Origin of the sequence: Streptomyces sp. NBC_00637 (assembly GCF_045161545.1) — a bacterium.
Taxonomy (GTDB): Bacteria; Actinomycetota; Actinomycetes; order Streptomycetales; family Streptomycetaceae; genus Streptomyces.
The window spans coordinates 2,195,673-2,210,260 of sequence record NZ_CP109046.1; the positions used below are offsets into that span (position 1 = coordinate 2,195,673).

General features: G+C 72.5%; 14 protein-coding genes. 4 read left to right on the forward strand and 10 right to left on the reverse strand.

Annotation, left to right across the window (positions count from 1 at the left end; translation table 11 throughout):
- Positions 1-71: 71 nt before the first annotated feature.
- The 5 genes from OG440_RS09305 to miaA all read right to left on the reverse strand — a co-directional run bounded on the left by OG440_RS09305 (position 72) and on the right by miaA (position 6,773).
- Positions 72-1,583 carry a M1 family metallopeptidase gene (locus OG440_RS09305; protein WP_406006370.1) on the reverse strand — a complete coding sequence of 504 codons (1,512 nt, stop codon included), beginning with the start codon at positions 1,581-1,583 and terminating at the stop codon, positions 72-74.
- A 181-nt stretch (positions 1,584-1,764) separates the two neighbouring features.
- A complete protein-coding gene (locus OG440_RS09310) occupies positions 1,765-3,969 on the reverse strand; it encodes a RelA/SpoT family protein (protein WP_406006371.1) in 2,205 nt (734 codons plus the stop codon).
- Between the two features lie 301 nt (positions 3,970-4,270).
- Positions 4,271-5,140 (reverse strand): diaminopimelate epimerase, encoded by an 870-nt coding sequence (gene dapF / locus OG440_RS09315; RefSeq protein WP_406006372.1) that lies wholly within the window; start codon positions 5,138-5,140, stop codon positions 4,271-4,273.
- Positions 5,141-5,216: 76 nt separating this feature from the next.
- Positions 5,217-5,726 carry a hypothetical protein gene (locus tag OG440_RS09320; RefSeq protein ID WP_406011302.1) on the reverse strand — a complete coding sequence of 170 codons (510 nt, stop codon included), beginning with the start codon at positions 5,724-5,726 and terminating at the stop codon, positions 5,217-5,219.
- A 108-nt stretch (positions 5,727-5,834) separates the two neighbouring features.
- Positions 5,835-6,773 carry a tRNA (adenosine(37)-N6)-dimethylallyltransferase MiaA gene (gene miaA, locus OG440_RS09325; RefSeq protein WP_406006373.1) on the reverse strand — a complete coding sequence of 313 codons (939 nt, stop codon included), beginning with the start codon at positions 6,771-6,773 and terminating at the stop codon, positions 5,835-5,837.
- Between the two features lie 180 nt (positions 6,774-6,953).
- Here miaA and OG440_RS09330 point away from each other — a divergent pair, with 180 nt between their 5' ends.
- Together OG440_RS09330 and OG440_RS09335 are read left to right on the forward strand one after the other, a co-directional pair.
- Positions 6,954-7,283 (forward strand): hypothetical protein, encoded by a 330-nt coding sequence (locus tag OG440_RS09330; RefSeq protein ID WP_406006374.1) that lies wholly within the window; start codon positions 6,954-6,956, stop codon positions 7,281-7,283.
- 24 nt (positions 7,284-7,307) lie between these two features.
- Positions 7,308-7,577, forward strand: coding sequence for an antitoxin (locus tag OG440_RS09335; protein ID WP_406006375.1), 270 nt, complete (start codon positions 7,308-7,310; stop codon positions 7,575-7,577).
- A 208-nt stretch (positions 7,578-7,785) separates the two neighbouring features.
- On the opposite strand, the gene OG440_RS09340 is transcribed toward OG440_RS09335, so the two are convergent.
- The 4 genes from OG440_RS09340 to OG440_RS09355 all read right to left on the reverse strand — a co-directional run bounded on the left by OG440_RS09340 (position 7,786) and on the right by OG440_RS09355 (position 11,921).
- The gene (locus tag OG440_RS09340) at positions 7,786-8,502 is read right to left on the reverse strand and encodes a class III extradiol dioxygenase subunit B-like domain-containing protein (protein WP_406006376.1); all 717 of its coding nucleotides are present in this window, start codon (positions 8,500-8,502) and stop codon (positions 7,786-7,788) included.
- Positions 8,503-8,563: 61 nt separating this feature from the next.
- Positions 8,564-10,093, reverse strand: coding sequence for a tRNA (N6-isopentenyl adenosine(37)-C2)-methylthiotransferase MiaB (miaB, locus tag OG440_RS09345; RefSeq protein WP_406006377.1), 1,530 nt, complete (start codon positions 10,091-10,093; stop codon positions 8,564-8,566).
- A gap of 122 nt (positions 10,094-10,215) precedes the next feature.
- Positions 10,216-10,917 carry a response regulator gene (locus OG440_RS09350; RefSeq protein WP_406006378.1) on the reverse strand — a complete coding sequence of 234 codons (702 nt, stop codon included), beginning with the start codon at positions 10,915-10,917 and terminating at the stop codon, positions 10,216-10,218.
- Positions 10,914-11,921: a sensor histidine kinase gene (locus OG440_RS09355; RefSeq protein ID WP_406006379.1), complete on the reverse strand. Its 1,008-nt coding sequence runs from the start codon at positions 11,919-11,921 to the stop codon at positions 10,914-10,916. Before OG440_RS09355 ends, OG440_RS09350 begins: the two co-directional genes overlap by 4 nt.
- Positions 11,922-12,310: 389 nt before the next feature.
- Here OG440_RS09355 and OG440_RS09360 point away from each other — a divergent pair, with 389 nt between their 5' ends.
- Both OG440_RS09360 and OG440_RS09365 read left to right on the forward strand, forming a co-directional pair.
- Complete coding sequence (locus tag OG440_RS09360) at positions 12,311-12,796, forward strand: cation:proton antiporter regulatory subunit (protein WP_406006380.1); 486 nt, start codon at positions 12,311-12,313, stop codon at positions 12,794-12,796.
- Between the two features lie 4 nt (positions 12,797-12,800).
- Positions 12,801-14,024, forward strand: coding sequence for a cation:proton antiporter (locus tag OG440_RS09365; protein WP_406006381.1), 1,224 nt, complete (start codon positions 12,801-12,803; stop codon positions 14,022-14,024).
- Between the two features lie 150 nt (positions 14,025-14,174).
- On the opposite strand, the gene OG440_RS09370 is transcribed toward OG440_RS09365, so the two are convergent.
- On the reverse strand, positions 14,175-14,582 hold the full coding sequence (locus OG440_RS09370) for a MazG nucleotide pyrophosphohydrolase domain-containing protein (RefSeq protein ID WP_406006382.1): 408 nt from the start codon (positions 14,580-14,582) through the stop codon (positions 14,175-14,177).
- Between the last annotated feature and the right edge of the window lie 6 nt (positions 14,583-14,588).

A 14,588-nucleotide genomic window follows, 5' to 3' on the forward strand; every position in this document is an offset into this window, starting at 1 on the left:
GGGAGATTCCCGTGTCCCGCGCTGCACCGGCCTCACGATGGTCGCACGGTACGGCCCGTCTCGTCACGGCCTTATTTCGCGGCCCGCGCCGCCGGTGGGGCGACCTTCGGCGCGGCCTTCGGTTCGCCCTTCGCGACCGGCGCCGCCTGCTTCCAGTCCGGGTGGCCGGGCATCGCGGGGGTCTTCTCGCCGTACAGCCAGTCCTTGAAGAACCGGGCCAGATCACGTCCCGAGATCTCCTGGGCGAGGCGCTCGAAGTCGGCCGTGCTCGCCGTGGAGTCCCGGTGGTTGTGGACCCACGCCCGCTCCAGGTGCTCGAACGCCGCCCGGCCGATCTCCTGGCGCAGTGCGTAGAGCACCAGAGCCGCGCCGTCGTAGACGTTGGGCCGGAAGATGCTGATCTTCTGGCCGGGGTTGGGGGCCTTGGGCTGCGCCGGCGGGCCGCCCGTGGAGCGCCAGCGGTCGGAGGCGCCGTACGCCGCCTTCATCCGCGCCTCCAGGGTGCGCCCCGCCTTCTCCTCGGCGTACAGCGCCTCGTACCAGGTGGCGTGTCCCTCGTTCAGCCACAGGTCGGACCAGGTGCGCGGGCTGACGCTGTCGCCGAACCACTGGTGGGACAGCTCGTGCACCATGATCGACTCGACGTACCACTTGGGGTAGCCGGGCTCGGTGAAGAGGTCCCGCTCGAAGAGGGAGAGGGTCTGCGTCTCGAGTTCGAACCCGGTGGAGGCCTCGGCCATGAGCAGGCCGTACGTCTCGAACGGGTAGGGGCCGACCTTGCCCTCCAGCCAGGCGATCTGGTCGGGGGTCTTCTTCAGCCACGGTTCGAGGACCTCGCGGTCCTTGGTGGGCACGACGTCTCGCACGGGCAGCGCGTGCGGCCCCTCGCGGTGCACGACCGTGGAGCGGCCGATGCTCACCTGGGCGAGTTCGGTGGCCATGGGGTGCTGGGTGCGATAGGTCCAGGTGGTCGCCTTGCCGGCCCGTTCGACACCGGTCGGCAGCCCGCCCGCGACGGCCGTGTAGCCGTTCGGAGCGGTGATCCGGACGGTGAACATCGCCTTGTCGGACGGGTGGTCGTTGCACGGGAAGACCAGGTGCGCGGCGTCGGCCTGATTGGCCATGGCGAGGCCGTCCGCGGTCCGGACCCAGCCGCCGTCCCGGCCGTCGCTGCTGACGGGATCGCTGGTGTGCCGCACGGTGATCCGCATCCAGCTGCCGGCCGGCAGCGCGTCCTCCGGAGTGACGACCAGGTCGTCGCCGGCGCTGCCGAAGGTGGCGGGGGTGCCGTCGACCTCCACGGATTCGACCTTGCCCTGGGCGAAGTCGAGGTTGATCCGGTCCAGGTCCGTGGTGGTCCAGGCGTCGATGGTGGTGACCGCCTGGAGAGGCTTGGTGTTGGTGCCGGAGTAGGAGAAGGCCAGATCGTACGAGGCGACGTCGTACCCGGGGTTGCCCAGGAGGGGGAAGAGACGGTCGCCGACGCCGAGCGGGACCTCCGGGGCGCTCGCGGCGACGAGGCAGACGGAGACGGCCGAGGCGAGGAGCGCGGATTTCAGCCGGGCGCGAGGGGTGAGCAGCATGCACCACCGCTACCAGCGCGCACGTCCGTCCCGTCGGCGACGCGCACCCGGCCCACCCGAACGGATTGCGCACGCGCCCGTACTTGACGCTCGGGAGGGCGACCGCGCGCCGCTCTCGCGTCCACGCGCGCGTGGACGTTCGGTGCGATGGCCCACGGACTCACGCGCGCGTGGGCGCGGCCTACGCCGGTTCCGGGGAGGCCGGAGCGTGATGCTGCGCGCGGCCCACGTCGTACACCCCGGGGACGTTCCGCATGGCGCGCATGAGGGTGGGCAGGTGGCCGGCGTCCGGGAGTTGCACGGTGTACGTGTGGCGCACCCGTTGCTGGCTCGGTGGCTCGACGGTCGCGGAGACGATCTCCGCGCCCTCCAGCGCCATGGCCTCGGTGAGGTCGGCGAGCAGATGGGGGCGGCCGAACGATTCGGCGACCAGCGTCACCCGGCATCCGGTGGTGTCGCCCCAGCTCACGGCGACCTCCTCACGGCCGGCGTCCGCCATGCGCGCCACGGCGGAGCACTCGGTGCGGTGCACGGTCACCACGCCCCCGCGTACCGCGAAGCCGGTCACCTCGTCGAGGGGCACGGGCGTGCAGCAGCCGGCGAGCCGGACGCCGGCGCCCGGCCGGTCGACGACGGTGATCGCGGCGCCGGGCCGCGAGGCGGGGGCGTCCGGCGTGGTCGGGTCGGCCGCGGAGCGGGCGGTCGCTTCGGCGACCTTGGCGGCCCCGGAGTCCTCCGCGGTCTCCGCGCCCCCGCCCCTCCCCGCGCCCTCGTGCTCGGCGGGAGCGGGGTGCGTCGCGAGCCACCGCTGGATGGCGATGCGGGCGGCCGGGGTGTGGGCGTGCTCCAGCCACTCCCTGGAGGGCTCCGAAGCGGGGTCCTGGCCCATGAGGAGCTGGACGGTGTCGCCGTCCCGCAGAACGGTGCTGAGGGTCGCCAGACGGCCGTTCACCCGGGCGCCGATGCAGGCGTGGGCGTCCTCGCCGTACTGCGCGTACGCGGCGTCGACGCAGGTGGCTCCGTCGGGCAGGCCGAGCGTGCCGCCGTCGGGACGGAAGACGGTGATCTCGCGGTCCTGGGCGAGGTCCTCGCGCAGGGTGGACCAGAAGGTGTCGGGATCGGGCGCGGCCTCCTGCCAGTCCAGGAGGCGGGAGAGCCAGCCGGGCCGGGTCGGGTCGACGCGTTCCTCGTCGGCCGGGCCCCTCCCCCGGGCCTGCTCCTCCGCCGGAGCCGTGTAGGGATTGCCGAGGGCGATGACGCCGGCCTCGGCGACCTTGTGCATCTGATGGGTGCGGATGAGGACTTCGGCGACCTGGCCGTCCTCGCGGGCGACGGCGGTGTGCAGCGACTGGTACAGGTTGAACTTGGGAACGGCGATGAAGTCCTTGAACTCCGAGACGACCGGCGTCATACAGGTGTGCAGTTCGCCCAGGACGGCGTAACAGTCGGCGTCCTCGTTCACCAGCACCAGCAGCCGGCCGAAGTCGGCGCCCCGCATGCGGCCGCGCTTGCGGGACGCGCGGTGCACGGAGACGAAGTGCCGTGGGCGGATGAGGACTTCGGCCTGGATGTCTGCGTCGCGCAGAACGGTGCGCATCGCCTCGGCGAACTCCGCGAGGGGGTCGTCCGCGCGGGAGGCGTTGTCGACGATCAGTTGGCGGGTGTGCTGGTACTCCTCGGGGTGCAGGATCGCGAAGACGAGGTCTTCCAGCTCGGTCTTGAGGGCCTGGACCCCGAGGCGTTCGGCGAGCGGGATGAGGACGTCGCGGGTGACCTTGGCGATGCGTTCCTGCTTCTCGGGGCGCATCACGCCGAGGGTGCGCATGTTGTGCAGCCGGTCGGCGAGCTTGATCGACATCACACGGACGTCGTTGCCGGTGGCGACGAGCATCTTGCGGAAGGTCTCGGGCTCGGCGGCGGCGCCGTAGTCGACCTTCTCCAGCTTCGTGACGCCGTCGACGAGATAGCGCACCTCGGCGCCGAACTCCTCGCCGACCTGATCGAGCGTCACATCGGTGTCCTCGACCGTGTCGTGGAGCAGCGAGGCCGTCAGTGCCGTGGTCTCCGCGCCGAGTTCGGCCAGGATCAGGGTCACGGCGAGCGGGTGGGTGATGTAGGGCTCGCCGCTCTTTCGCATCTGGCCGCGGTGCGAGGACTCGGCGAGCACATAGGCGCGGTGCAGCGGTTCCAGGTCGGCGTCGGGGTGGTGGGCGCGATGGGCCTCGACCACGTGGCCGATCGCGTCGGGCAGCCGGCCGCGGGAAGCCGGGCCGAGCAGCGCGGCCCGGCCGAGGCGACGCAGGTCGATCCGGGGGCGACTGCGCCTGCGGGGCGCTGACGGCACTACCGGGCCTGGGGTCGCGGGATTCGTGGCCTCCGCACTCATGGGCACCTCCGGCTGCGTGGACCGGCGGACGGGGTGTCCCAGGGCGGACACGGCTCAGGGGACTGGTGAACGGTCCCCCGTCCGGGCCGGTGCTTGATGCTACCGAGCCCATCACGCGCGACTGACCGCCTCTCGCCGAGCGTGAAACGGATCACCCATTCGAGCGACGGATCGGGGGTTTACGGTTTTGAGCCGCCTGACCTGATCTCGCCCGTGAATTCGAGCCCGCCACCGGCCCTCGGGGGGCGACCCTCCAGGCCGTCGGATCGCTCCCACCTCCGATGCCAAGCTTTCGGCGGAATCAGCGGGCGACGGTTTCCAGCCATCCCGCATCGATCTCACCTGTGGCGACGATCACTGCGGGGCCGGTCATCTCGATCTCGCCGTCGGGCCGCTCGGTGATCACCAGGCGTCCGCCGGGGACGTCCACGACGTACGTCACCGGTACACCGGTGGCCGCCGGGTCGACGCCGTCCCGGCGCGCGGCCGCCACGGCGACGGCGCACGCGCCCGTGCCGCACGATCGGGTCTCGCCGGCCCCGCGCTCGTGCACGCGCAGGGCGACGTGTCGCGGGCCGCGGTCCACGACGAACTCGACGTTGACCCCGTCCGGGTAGGCGGAGGCGGGGGTGAACGGCGGCGGGGCGAACAGGTCGCCGGCGTGCGCGAGGTCCGCCACGAAGGCGACGGCGTGCGGGTTGCCCATGTTCACGTTCCGCGCGGGCCAGCTGCGCTCGCCGACACTCACCGTGACGTCCCCTTCGGGGAGGCGGGCCCGGCCCATGCCGACGGTGACGTCACCCTCCTTGTCGAGGTGGGCGTGCTTCACGCCCCCGCGCGTGGCGACCGCGAGGTCCCCCTCGGTGACGAGCCCGGCGTGCTGGAGGTAGCGCGCGAACACCCGGACACCGTTGCCGCACATCTCCGCGATGGAGCCGTCGCCGTTGCGGTAGTCCATGAACCACTCCGCCTCGGCCGCCATGTCCTTCGCCTCGGGATGGGCGGCGGACCGCACGACGTGCAGCAGCCCGTCCCCGCCGATGCCCGCCCGGCGGTCGCACAGGGCGGCGACGGCGGCCGGGGGGAGGTCGACGGCGTTCTCGGGATCCGGGACGATCACGAAGTCGTTCTCGGTGCCGTGACCCTTGAGGAAGGCGATCCGCGTGCTCATTCCCCGATCGTACGGGGTGGCACGAACACAGCGTCCCGGGGCGGCGGCGCAGACGGGCCCCTCACGCGCGTGGAACTCAGCGCAGCCGCGCGACCCGCCCCACGGCCAGGGCCACCACCGCGGCGACCAGCAGGACGTACCCGAGGGCGACCCGCCAGTCGGGGCGGCGCCCGGAGCCCCGCTGCGGCAGTCCGGGCCACGTGTAACCCACGCGGCGCGCGGCCGTCATTCCCCAGCCGGCCGCACAGGAGCAGATCAGCAGCCCGAGCATGGCGATCATGGCGCCGCTGTCACCGAAGTCGAACGCGAGCGGGAAGGCGAACATCAGGGAGCCGACCGCGGCCAGCGCCACGATGGGCGCGAGCTGCCAGATCCGGAGCCGACGCTGCGGGCGCAGCTCGACCTCGACCTCGGGGCCGCCCGCGAACATCTCCTCGGGCTCGGGGCCGTCGTCGCTCACGCCGTCCCGGGTGTCGTCCTCGTCCGGCCCGTCAGGGCTCAGACGGCCTTCCTCGGGCTCCGGTTCACCACGCTCGGTGGTGAGGTGTTCGGTGCCTTCTGCGGTGTCGCGAGGGCCGGCCTCCATCGCCACGCGCCCTCCCAACTCGGACTCCACTTGGTCGATCGAAGCTCGATGATGGCACGGCGTCGGAGGCCCGGATGACGGCCTGGGCGTCCCGATGCCATGACGTGATCAGGCTGTGACCGGTCGCTCCACCAACGCCAACGCGAGCTCCGGAAGTTCTGCGAGGTCGGCTACGGCCCCACTCAACCAGTGCACCCGCGGATCGCGCCTGAACCACGAATCCTGACGGCGCGCGAAGCGCTTGGTGGCACGGACCGTCTCGGCGCGCGCCTCGTCCTCGGTGCACCCACCGGTCAGGGCGGTGAGGATCTGCTGGTAGCCGAGCGCGCGTGAGGCCGTGCGCCCCGCACGCAGGCCCTGCGCCTCCAGCGCGCGGACCTCGTCCACCAGCCCGGCATCCCACATCCGGTCGACGCGGCGGGTGATGCGCTCGTCGAGTTCGGGGCGCGCCACGTCGACCCCGATCTGGACGGTGTCGTAGACCGAGTCGTGACCGGGCAGGTTCGCCGTGAAGGGCTTGCCGGTGATCTCGATCACCTCGAGGGCCCGGACGATACGGCGGCCGTTGCCGGGCAGGATGGCCTGCGCGGCCTCGGGGTCGGCGGCGGCCAGCCGGGCGTGCAGCGCGCCCGAGCCGCGCAGCGTGAGCTCCTCCTCCAGCCTGGCCCGCACCTCGGGGTCGGTGCCGGGGAACTCCAGGTTGTCGACGGCGCCCCGGACGTACAGCCCGGAGCCGCCGACGAGAATCGGCCAACGGCCCTCGGCGAGCAGGGCGTCGATCCTCGCGCGGGCCAGCCGCTGGTACTCGGCGACGGAGGCGGTCTCCGTCACGTCCCAGACGTCCAGGAGGTGGTGCGGGACGCCACCGCGCTCGTCGGGCGTCAGCTTGGCGGTGCCGATGTCCATCCCTCGGTAGAGCTGCATGGAGTCGGCGTTGACGACCTCGCCGCCGAGCCGCTGGGCCAGGAATACGCCCAGATCGGACTTTCCGGCCGCGGTCGGTCCGACGACGGCGATGACGCGGGGGGCGGGGGGTGCGCTGCTCACGGCACCAGTCTCGCAAACCCCGACCCCCGCCCTCGAACGAGTTACGTGACGGCGCCGGTCCGACGTCGTTGCCGTTGCGAGATTCCCGTCACCCTTCGCGGGGGCGGTGACCCCGGTGACGGAAACGGACGCACCGGCCAACGCGGGATTTCGCCCGCACGAGTACCGTATGGAGTGGATATGGGCGTATTGGCGCGAATTTTTCGGAGGTCGAGGGCGACGGAGGAGGCGACGGCGGAGACGGCGAGCGCCGCCGACGCGCCGACCGGTACGCCGGTGGACGGCGTCGAGGCGGAGCGGACCGGCGATCCGACGTCGGCGCAGGAGCCGGCCGAGGGCGCGGAGGCCGCAGACGCGGCGGAGGCCGGAAAGGGCGCCGCACCGGATCCGGAGCCGGAGAACACGACGGAACCGGTTGTCGTCACCGCCACCGACGGGGTCGAGATCCCCCGGCAGCAGTCCGCCGACGAGGCGGCCGACAGCGAAGCGGGCGAAGGCGCCCGCACGTAACGGAACCCGCGAGGAAGGTGCTCCATGGGTCTTTTGGGCAATTTGAAGGCCAGGCTCTCCCCGGCCAAGGGCAAGGTCTCGGACCTCGCGCAACAGCACGGGGACAAGGTCCAGCACGGTCTCGACAAGGCCGCGAAGGTCGTCGACGAGAAGACCAAGGGCAAGTACAGCGACAAGATCCAGTCGGGTACGGGTAAGGCCAAGGGCGCCATGGACCGGCTCGCGCACAAGGACCAACCCGCCGGGGGCGGCGACACCTTCACCCCGCCGAACACTCCCCCGCCGGCCTCCTGAGCAGCACAGCACCTCACGCCGGCCCCTCGACGGACGGCCGCGCAGCGGAAACGCTCGCGGCCGTCCGCCGTTTCACGACGCCACGGCTCACCAGGGCTCTGTGGGGCAGCCGGCCGAAGGACGAAGCCACCGTCGTACGACGACACAGCCGTACGACACCGCCGTATGACGCGAGTCGCACGACACCGCCCGACGGCCCGAGGGCCGCCTACGACCAGGTCGCGACGACGTATCCGACCCCGTAGGGCGCGTCCTCGTAGAGCAGTGCGCCCGTCAGTCCGGCGTCCTCGGCCGCACCCGCCAGCACTTGCCAGGGCGCCCGTCCCGAGGCCTTGAGCGCGTACGCCAGCTCGGCGTCCATCGCCTTGAGGGCCTCGAGGTCCGCCGTGCCGAGCGCACGCGCGGCCTCGGCGTCGAACGGTGCCGCGCGCTCGTCGAGGTAGGCCGGCGCCTTCAGCGTGCGGCAGGCGCTGGCATCCCCCATCACCAGCAGCGCGACCCGCTCCGCCGTCGCGCCGATGCCCCGGCCGACTTCGACGCACCGCTCGGCCGCGAGCGGTTCCCCGACGCCGAGTCCCTCGATCGGGGCGGCCGACCACTCCGTCCGCTCGAGCAGCCAGGCGGCGACGGCGAGGGACGGCGGCAGTTCGCGTGCGGACGGCGTGTCCCCGCCGCCCCGGCCCAACCGAACGGTGAGATCCACCCCGAAGCCGGCGAACGAGCCCCGTCCGCCCTCCGGATGCGTTCCGCGCGCGGCCTGCTCGGCCGGTCCGACGACCACGAGCCGGTCGGGCCGGGCGGCGGCCAGCACGGCCAGCGCGTCCGAGCAGGCGGCTCGCGCGGCATCCAGCTCGGCAGCGGCGCCCGCGGCGATCTCGGGTACCAGGAGGGGCGGACAAGGACAGACTGCGGCGGCGACAAGCATGATCGGCAGGGTAACCCCGTACGAGAGCGACGGGGTCGCCCGCCGGGCATCGCGGCGGCTGTCAGTCGCAGCCGCAGCCGCTGCCCGTCACCACCGGCAGCGGGGCGGGCACACCGATCTTGGGCAGGCCGAGCAGGACGCCGGCGGGCTTCGCCGCCTTCTCGGCGGTGCGCTTCTCCCACGCGTCCCCCGCGCGCGTGCGGCGCACGTGCAGGGTGGGGCCCTCGGCCAGGAGGTGGTGCGGGGCCGCGTACGTCACCTCGACGGTCACGACGTCGCCGGGGCGCACCTCCTGCTCCGGCTTGGTGAAGTGGACCAGGCGGTTGTCGGGGGCGCGGCCGGAGAGGCGGTGGGTGGCGCCGTCCTTGCGGCCCTCGCCCTCGGCCACCATCAGCTCCAGGGTGCGGCCGACCTGCTTCTTGTTCTCCTCCCAGGAGATCTCCTCCTGGAGGGCGACGAGGCGCTCGTAGCGCGCCTGCACGACCTCCTTGGGGATCTGGTTCTCCATGGTCGCGGCCGGGGTGCCGGGGCGCTTGGAGTACTGGAAGGTGAACGCCTGCGCGAAACGGGCCTCGCGGACCGCGTGCAGGGTCTGGTCGAAGTCCTCCTCGGTCTCACCGGGGAAGCCCACGATGATGTCCGTGGTGATCGCCGCGTGCGGGATGGCGGCCCGCACCTTCTCGATGATCCCCAGGTAGCGATCCTGCCGGTAGGACCGGCGCATCGCCTTCAGGACGGTGTCCGAACCGGACTGGAGGGGCATGTGCAGCTGCGGCATCACGTTGGGCGTCTCGGCCATGGCCGCGATGACGTCGTCGGTGAAGTCGCGCGGGTGCGGGGAGGTGAAGCGGACGCGCTCCAGACCCTCGATCGTGCCGCACGCGCGCAGCAGCTTGCCGAAGGCCTCGCGGTCGCCGATGTCGGAGCCGTAGGCGTTGACGTTCTGGCCGAGCAGGGTGATCTCGGAGACGCCCTCGGCGACCAGCGCCTCGATCTCGGCGAGGATGTCGCCGGTGCGACGGTCCTTCTCCTTGCCCCGCAGAGCCGGGACGATGCAGAAGGTGCAGGTGTTGTTGCAGCCGACGGAGATCGACACCCATGCCGCGTAGGCGCTCTCGCGCCGCGTCGGCAGGGTGGAGGGGAAGGCCTCCAGCGACTCGGCGATCTCGACCTGGGCCTCCTCCTGCACGCGCGCGCGTTCCAGCAGGACCGGGAGTTTGCCGATGTTGTGCGTGCCGAAGACGACGTCCACCCAGGGCGCCTTCTTCACGATGGTGTCGCGGTCCTTCTGGGCGAGGCAGCCGCCGACCGCGATCTGCATCCCGGGCCGGCTCGCCTTCCTCGGCGCGAGCCGGCCGAGGTTGCCGTAGAGACGGTTGTCGGCGTTCTCGCGCACCGCGCAGGTGTTGAAGACGACGACGTCCGCGTCGCCGTCGGACCCCTCGGGGGCCCGCACGTATCCGGCGTCTTCGAGCAGCCCGGACAATCGCTCGGAGTCATGGACGTTCATCTGGCACCCATAGGTGCGGATCTCGTAGCTCTTGGGTGTGTGAACGTCCACTGCGAGGCTCCGGTCGCTGCTGCTGGTCATGGCTCAAGGGTAGGCGCTCCCCGGAGGACGCCCGTCAGCCTCCGTCGCGAGGCCCGGGCCCGGGCTCGGACGCCCCCTGCGGCACGGACATCGACGGTCGACGCGCGCGCCCGCGCGGGACGTCAGGGGTCGATGAGGCCCGCGCGGATCGCGTAGCGGGTGAGCTCCAGCCGGTCGCGCATGCCGAGCTTGTGCAGGAGGTTGGCGCGGTGCCGTTCCACGGTCTTGGCGCTGATGAACAACAGCGTGCCGATCTCCCGGGAGGTGTGCCCCTCGGCGACGAGCTTGAGGATCTCCTCCTCGCGCTCGGTGATGGGCCGCTCGGGCAGCCCGTCGACGCCGTCGCCGCGGTGCAGCCGGTCGAGATAGGAGCGGACCAGGGCCCGTTCCGCGCCCGGACAGATGAACGGCTCGTCCCGTACCACCGACCGGCACGCCTCGACCAGGTCCCGGTCGGCGACCGACTTCAGGACGTACCCGCCGGCTCCGGCCTTGAGCGCCTCGAAGAAGTACTGCTCGTTGTCGTACATGGTCAGGATGAGGATGCGCAGGCCCGGAAGACGGCGGGACAGTTCACGGGCCGCCTGGAGCCCGGTCATCCGGGGCATGGCCACGTCGAGGACGGCCAGGTCGATGTCGCCGGCCCGGGCGCGCTCGACCGCCTCGGCGCCGTCCCCGGCCTCGGCGACCACCGTCAGGTCGGGCTCACCGTCCAGGATGAGCCGTACGCCCCGGCGTACGAGGGTGTGGTCGTCGGCGAGCAGGACGCGGATCGGTGCGGGCGACGCCGCCGAGGGTGCGGCCGGGGCCGTGCCGTCCGTCATCGGCGGCTTCCGACGGCGGCCGTCGCGTCCGCCCGGCCGCCTCCGGTGGCCGTCCGCCCGGCCCTCGTGTCCGCCCGCAGGCGGATGTCCGTGCCGCCGTCGCCGTCCGCCCTGGACGACACCGTGAGGGTCGCGCCGATCAACAGGGCCCGTTCCCGCATCCCCCGTATTCCGGCGCCCTCCCCGCCCGCCGCGCCCAGACCCCTGCCGTTGTCCCGTACGAGGAGCTCGACGCCGTCGGTGACCGGGCGCAGGCGGAGTTCGGCGCGGTCGGCGCCGGAGTGCCGGGCGGTGTTGGTGAGGGCCTCCTGGGCCACGCGGTAGAGCACGAGTTCCGTCTCCTCGGTCAGCGGGGGCAGCCCGGTGCCGAGGTCGTGGCGCACCGTCAGTCCATGGGTGGTGAACTCGCCCGCGAGCGAGCGCAGGGCGCTGAGCAGTCCGAGTTCGTCGAGGACGCCGGGGCGCAGCCGACGGGCGATGCGGCGGATCTCGTCGAGGCCGGACCGGGTGGCCTCCTGCGCCTGGCCCACTTCCCCGCGCAGATCCCGCGGGGCCCGGTCGGCGACGCGCTTGAGCTGGAGCAGCACGGCGGTGAGGGTCTGGCCGACCTCGTCGTGGAGTTCACGGGCGATACGGTGGCGCTCGCGTTCCTGGGCGGACAGCGCCCCGGCCGCGCTGGCGGCGCGTTCGGCCTCCAGCCGGTCCAGCATGGCGTTGTACGTCGTGATCAGCTCGGCCGTCTCGACCGGTCCCGAGACCACGGCACGGGCGCCGGGATGCAGCAGGTCGGCGTCGGCCATGGCCCGTCCCAGCCGCCCCAGCGGGGCCAGTCCGACGCGCAGCACGACCGCGTTGACGGTCAGCAGCGCGGCCAGCCCCGCGACCACGACGAGGACCTCGCCCGGTAGTATGGGCGTGGAGACGGTGACCGGGCCCAGCAGCAGCGCGGCCGCGACGACCAGACCGACGGCGTCGAGCACGAAGATCCGCCAGAACAGCGACATGTGCGCGACCCCTCCTCGCCCGATTCGTTGGACTCGCTCGGCTTGATCGGCCTGCTCGCGGTACTCGACGTGCCTGGTTCGACCGACCCGCCCGGCTCGTCCGTCGGCTGCGGCTCGTGCCGCTCTCTTTGCCCATCCAGTCGCTCCGGTCCCTCCAGCCGCTCCGGTCCCTGAGGTCGTTCCGGTTCCCGGCTCGTGCCGGGCCCGGCCGCGTCTCCAGGGCACCGCCGTGGCCAGCCTCTCCGTCCATCGTCGGCCCTGTCCATCCGTCACGACACCCATGTCGTCACCGTACGGGGGGATGGCAGCATGACGCCTTTGGGCACTCGTCCCAGACGGCCCACGCAACGACGAACAACCACCGGCAACGACCAGCAAGGGGAAGAAACGTGTCTGCTCCACGCCTCCGGACGACACCGCTGCCAGGTATCGGAGTCCAGTACGACCTCGTGACGCGGGAGCAGCGCCACCTGTCCGTGGTGGCCCACCGCGACGGCACCCGGACGGTCGGCCTGTACCAGGCGGACGACCCCGACTCCTGCGCCCAGTCCCTGCGGCTGACCGGTGCCGAGGCGGGCTCGCTGATCGACGCGCTGAAGCCGTCCCACCACAGCGCGAGCCTGCTCTACACGACGGACCTGGGACTGGTCGCCGAGCGGGTCGAGGTGTCGGCCACCTCCCGCTGGAACGGGCGGCTGCTGGGCGACACCCGGATGCGGACGGAGACCGGCTCCTCGATCGTGGCGGTACTGCGGCGGGCCGAGGCGATCCCGTCCCCGGCGCCCGACTTCCGTCTGGCGGGCGGCGACACCCTCATCGTCATCGGCACCCGCGAAGGTGTGGACGCGGCCGCGGCCATACTCGGTCGGGAGTGATCGAGTGCACTCCGCGGTTCTGCTGATCGAGTTCGGTTCCATCATCCTCGGCCTCGGCCTGCTCGGCCGGTTCGCCGCCCGCTTCCGGTTCTCGCCGATCCCCCTCTACCTGCTGTCCGGTCTGGCCTTCGGTGAGGGCGGGCTGCTGCCGCTCGGCGCGAGCGAGGAGTTCGTCGCCACCGGTGCCGAGATCGGCGTCATCCTGTTGCTGCTGATGCTCGGCCTGGAGTACACGGCGAGCGATCTGGTCTCCAACCTCAAGGCCCACTATCCGGCCGGTCTCGTGGACTGCGCCCTCAACGCCCTGCCGGGCGCGGCCGCCGCTCTGCTGCTGGGCTGGGGGCCGGTGGCGGCCGTGGTGCTGGCCGGCGTCACCTGGATCTCCTCGTCCGGGGTGATCGCCAAGGTGCTGGGCGACCTCGGCCGGGTCGGCAATCGGGAGACCCCGGTGATCCTCAGCGTGCTGGTCCTCGAAGACCTGGCCATGGCGGTCTACCTGCCCATCGTCACCGCGCTGGTGGCCGGGGTCGGGCTGGCGGCCGGCAGCGTCACCCTGGCGATCGCGTTGGGCGTCGCGGGGCTCGTGCTGTTCGCGGCCGTGCGCTACGGCCGGGTCATCTCCCGGTTCGTGTCGAGCGACGACCCGGAGAAGCTGCTCCTCGTCGTGCTGGGGCTCACGATCCTGGTCGCCGGGGTGGCACAGCAGCTTCAGGTGTCGGCGGCCGTCGGGGCGTTCCTGGTGGGCATCGCGCTGTCCGGGGAGGTCGCCGAGGGCGCGCACACCCTGCTGAGCCCGCTGCGTGACCTGTTCGCCGCCGTCTTCTTCGTGTTCTTCGGGCTGCACACCGACCCGGCGAGCATTCCTCCCGTCCTGCTGCCCGCCCTCGCGCTGGCCGTCGTCACCGCGGCGACGAAGATCGCCACCGGCTACTGGGCGGCCCGGCGGTCCGGGATATCGGTCAAGGGACGCTGGCGGGCGGGCGGCGCGCTGGTGGCGCGCGGGGAGTTCTCGATCGTCATCGCGGGGCTGGCGGTCACCGCCGGGATCGAGCCCTCGCTCGGGCCGCTGGCCACGGCGTACGTCCTGATCCTGGTCGTGGTGGGCCCGCTCACCGCCCGCTACACCGAGCCACTGGCGGCCTGGTGGGCGCGGCGCCGGACGCCCCACGATCACGGCACGGCGGACCGGCTGCCCGAGGCGAGGACGCAGACGCCGGTGCGCGACTGAGGCTCGGCGACGACCGAGGCTCGTCTGCCGCACACCGCCGGCGCGCGCCCGCGACCGGTACGGGTGACCGCCGGCGTCCGGCGCGTCAGCCTGCTGAGCGGATCGCCGGTCTGCCGGGTCGCCGGTCTGCCGGATCGCCGGAGCCCGGCCTCAGGCCGCGTCGTCAGGCGTCCAGCCCTGGCGGCGCAGCACCGCGGCCACGTCCGGTATCTCGTAGTGCTCCCCCTTGAGGACCTTGCCGTCGGCGCGGCGGGCGACCTGGCCGTCGGGGCCCAGCTTGGTCATGTTCGACCGGTGGATCTCGGCGAGGACCGCGTCGAGGTCGATCCCGTGCACCAGGGCCGTGCCGTAGGCGACGTAGACGACATCGGCCAGCTCGTGCGCGAGCCGGTCCAGCGGGCCTCCGACCGACACCTCGGCGACCTCCGCCGCCTCCTCGGCGAGGAGCTCGCCGCGGTGTGCGGCGAGGCCGGGCGACACCTCCGTCGGCGTACCGCGGACGTCGAGCCCGAAAGCGCGGTGGAACTCACGGACCAGTTCGGCGGGCGAGGAACTCATGCACCG

Excerpts from the sequence above, each read along its gene's own strand:
- OG440_RS09305 (WP_406006370.1), bottom strand. The coding sequence starts at position 1,583 with ATGCTGCTCACCCCTCGCGCCCGGCTGAAATCCGCGCTCCTCGCCTCG.
- OG440_RS09310 (WP_406006371.1), bottom strand. The coding sequence starts at position 3,969 with ATGAGTGCGGAGGCCACGAATCCCGCGACCCCAGGCCCGGTAGTGCCG.
- dapF (WP_406006372.1), bottom strand. The coding sequence starts at position 5,140 with ATGAGCACGCGGATCGCCTTCCTCAAGGGTCACGGCACCGAGAACGAC.
- OG440_RS09320 (WP_406011302.1), bottom strand. The coding sequence starts at position 5,726 with ATGGAGGCCGGCCCTCGCGACACCGCAGAAGGCACCGAACACCTCACC.
- OG440_RS09330 (WP_406006374.1), top strand. The coding sequence starts at position 6,954 with ATGGGCGTATTGGCGCGAATTTTTCGGAGGTCGAGGGCGACGGAGGAG.
- OG440_RS09335 (WP_406006375.1), top strand. The coding sequence starts at position 7,308 with ATGGGTCTTTTGGGCAATTTGAAGGCCAGGCTCTCCCCGGCCAAGGGC.
- OG440_RS09340 (WP_406006376.1), bottom strand. The coding sequence starts at position 8,502 with ATGCTTGTCGCCGCCGCAGTCTGTCCTTGTCCGCCCCTCCTGGTACCC.
- miaB (WP_406006377.1), bottom strand. The coding sequence starts at position 10,093 with ATGACCAGCAGCAGCGACCGGAGCCTCGCAGTGGACGTTCACACACCC.
- OG440_RS09350 (WP_406006378.1), bottom strand. The coding sequence starts at position 10,917 with ATGACGGACGGCACGGCCCCGGCCGCACCCTCGGCGGCGTCGCCCGCA.
- OG440_RS09355 (WP_406006379.1), bottom strand. The coding sequence starts at position 11,921 with ATGTCGCTGTTCTGGCGGATCTTCGTGCTCGACGCCGTCGGTCTGGTC.
- OG440_RS09370 (WP_406006382.1), bottom strand. The coding sequence starts at position 14,582 with ATGAGTTCCTCGCCCGCCGAACTGGTCCGTGAGTTCCACCGCGCTTTC.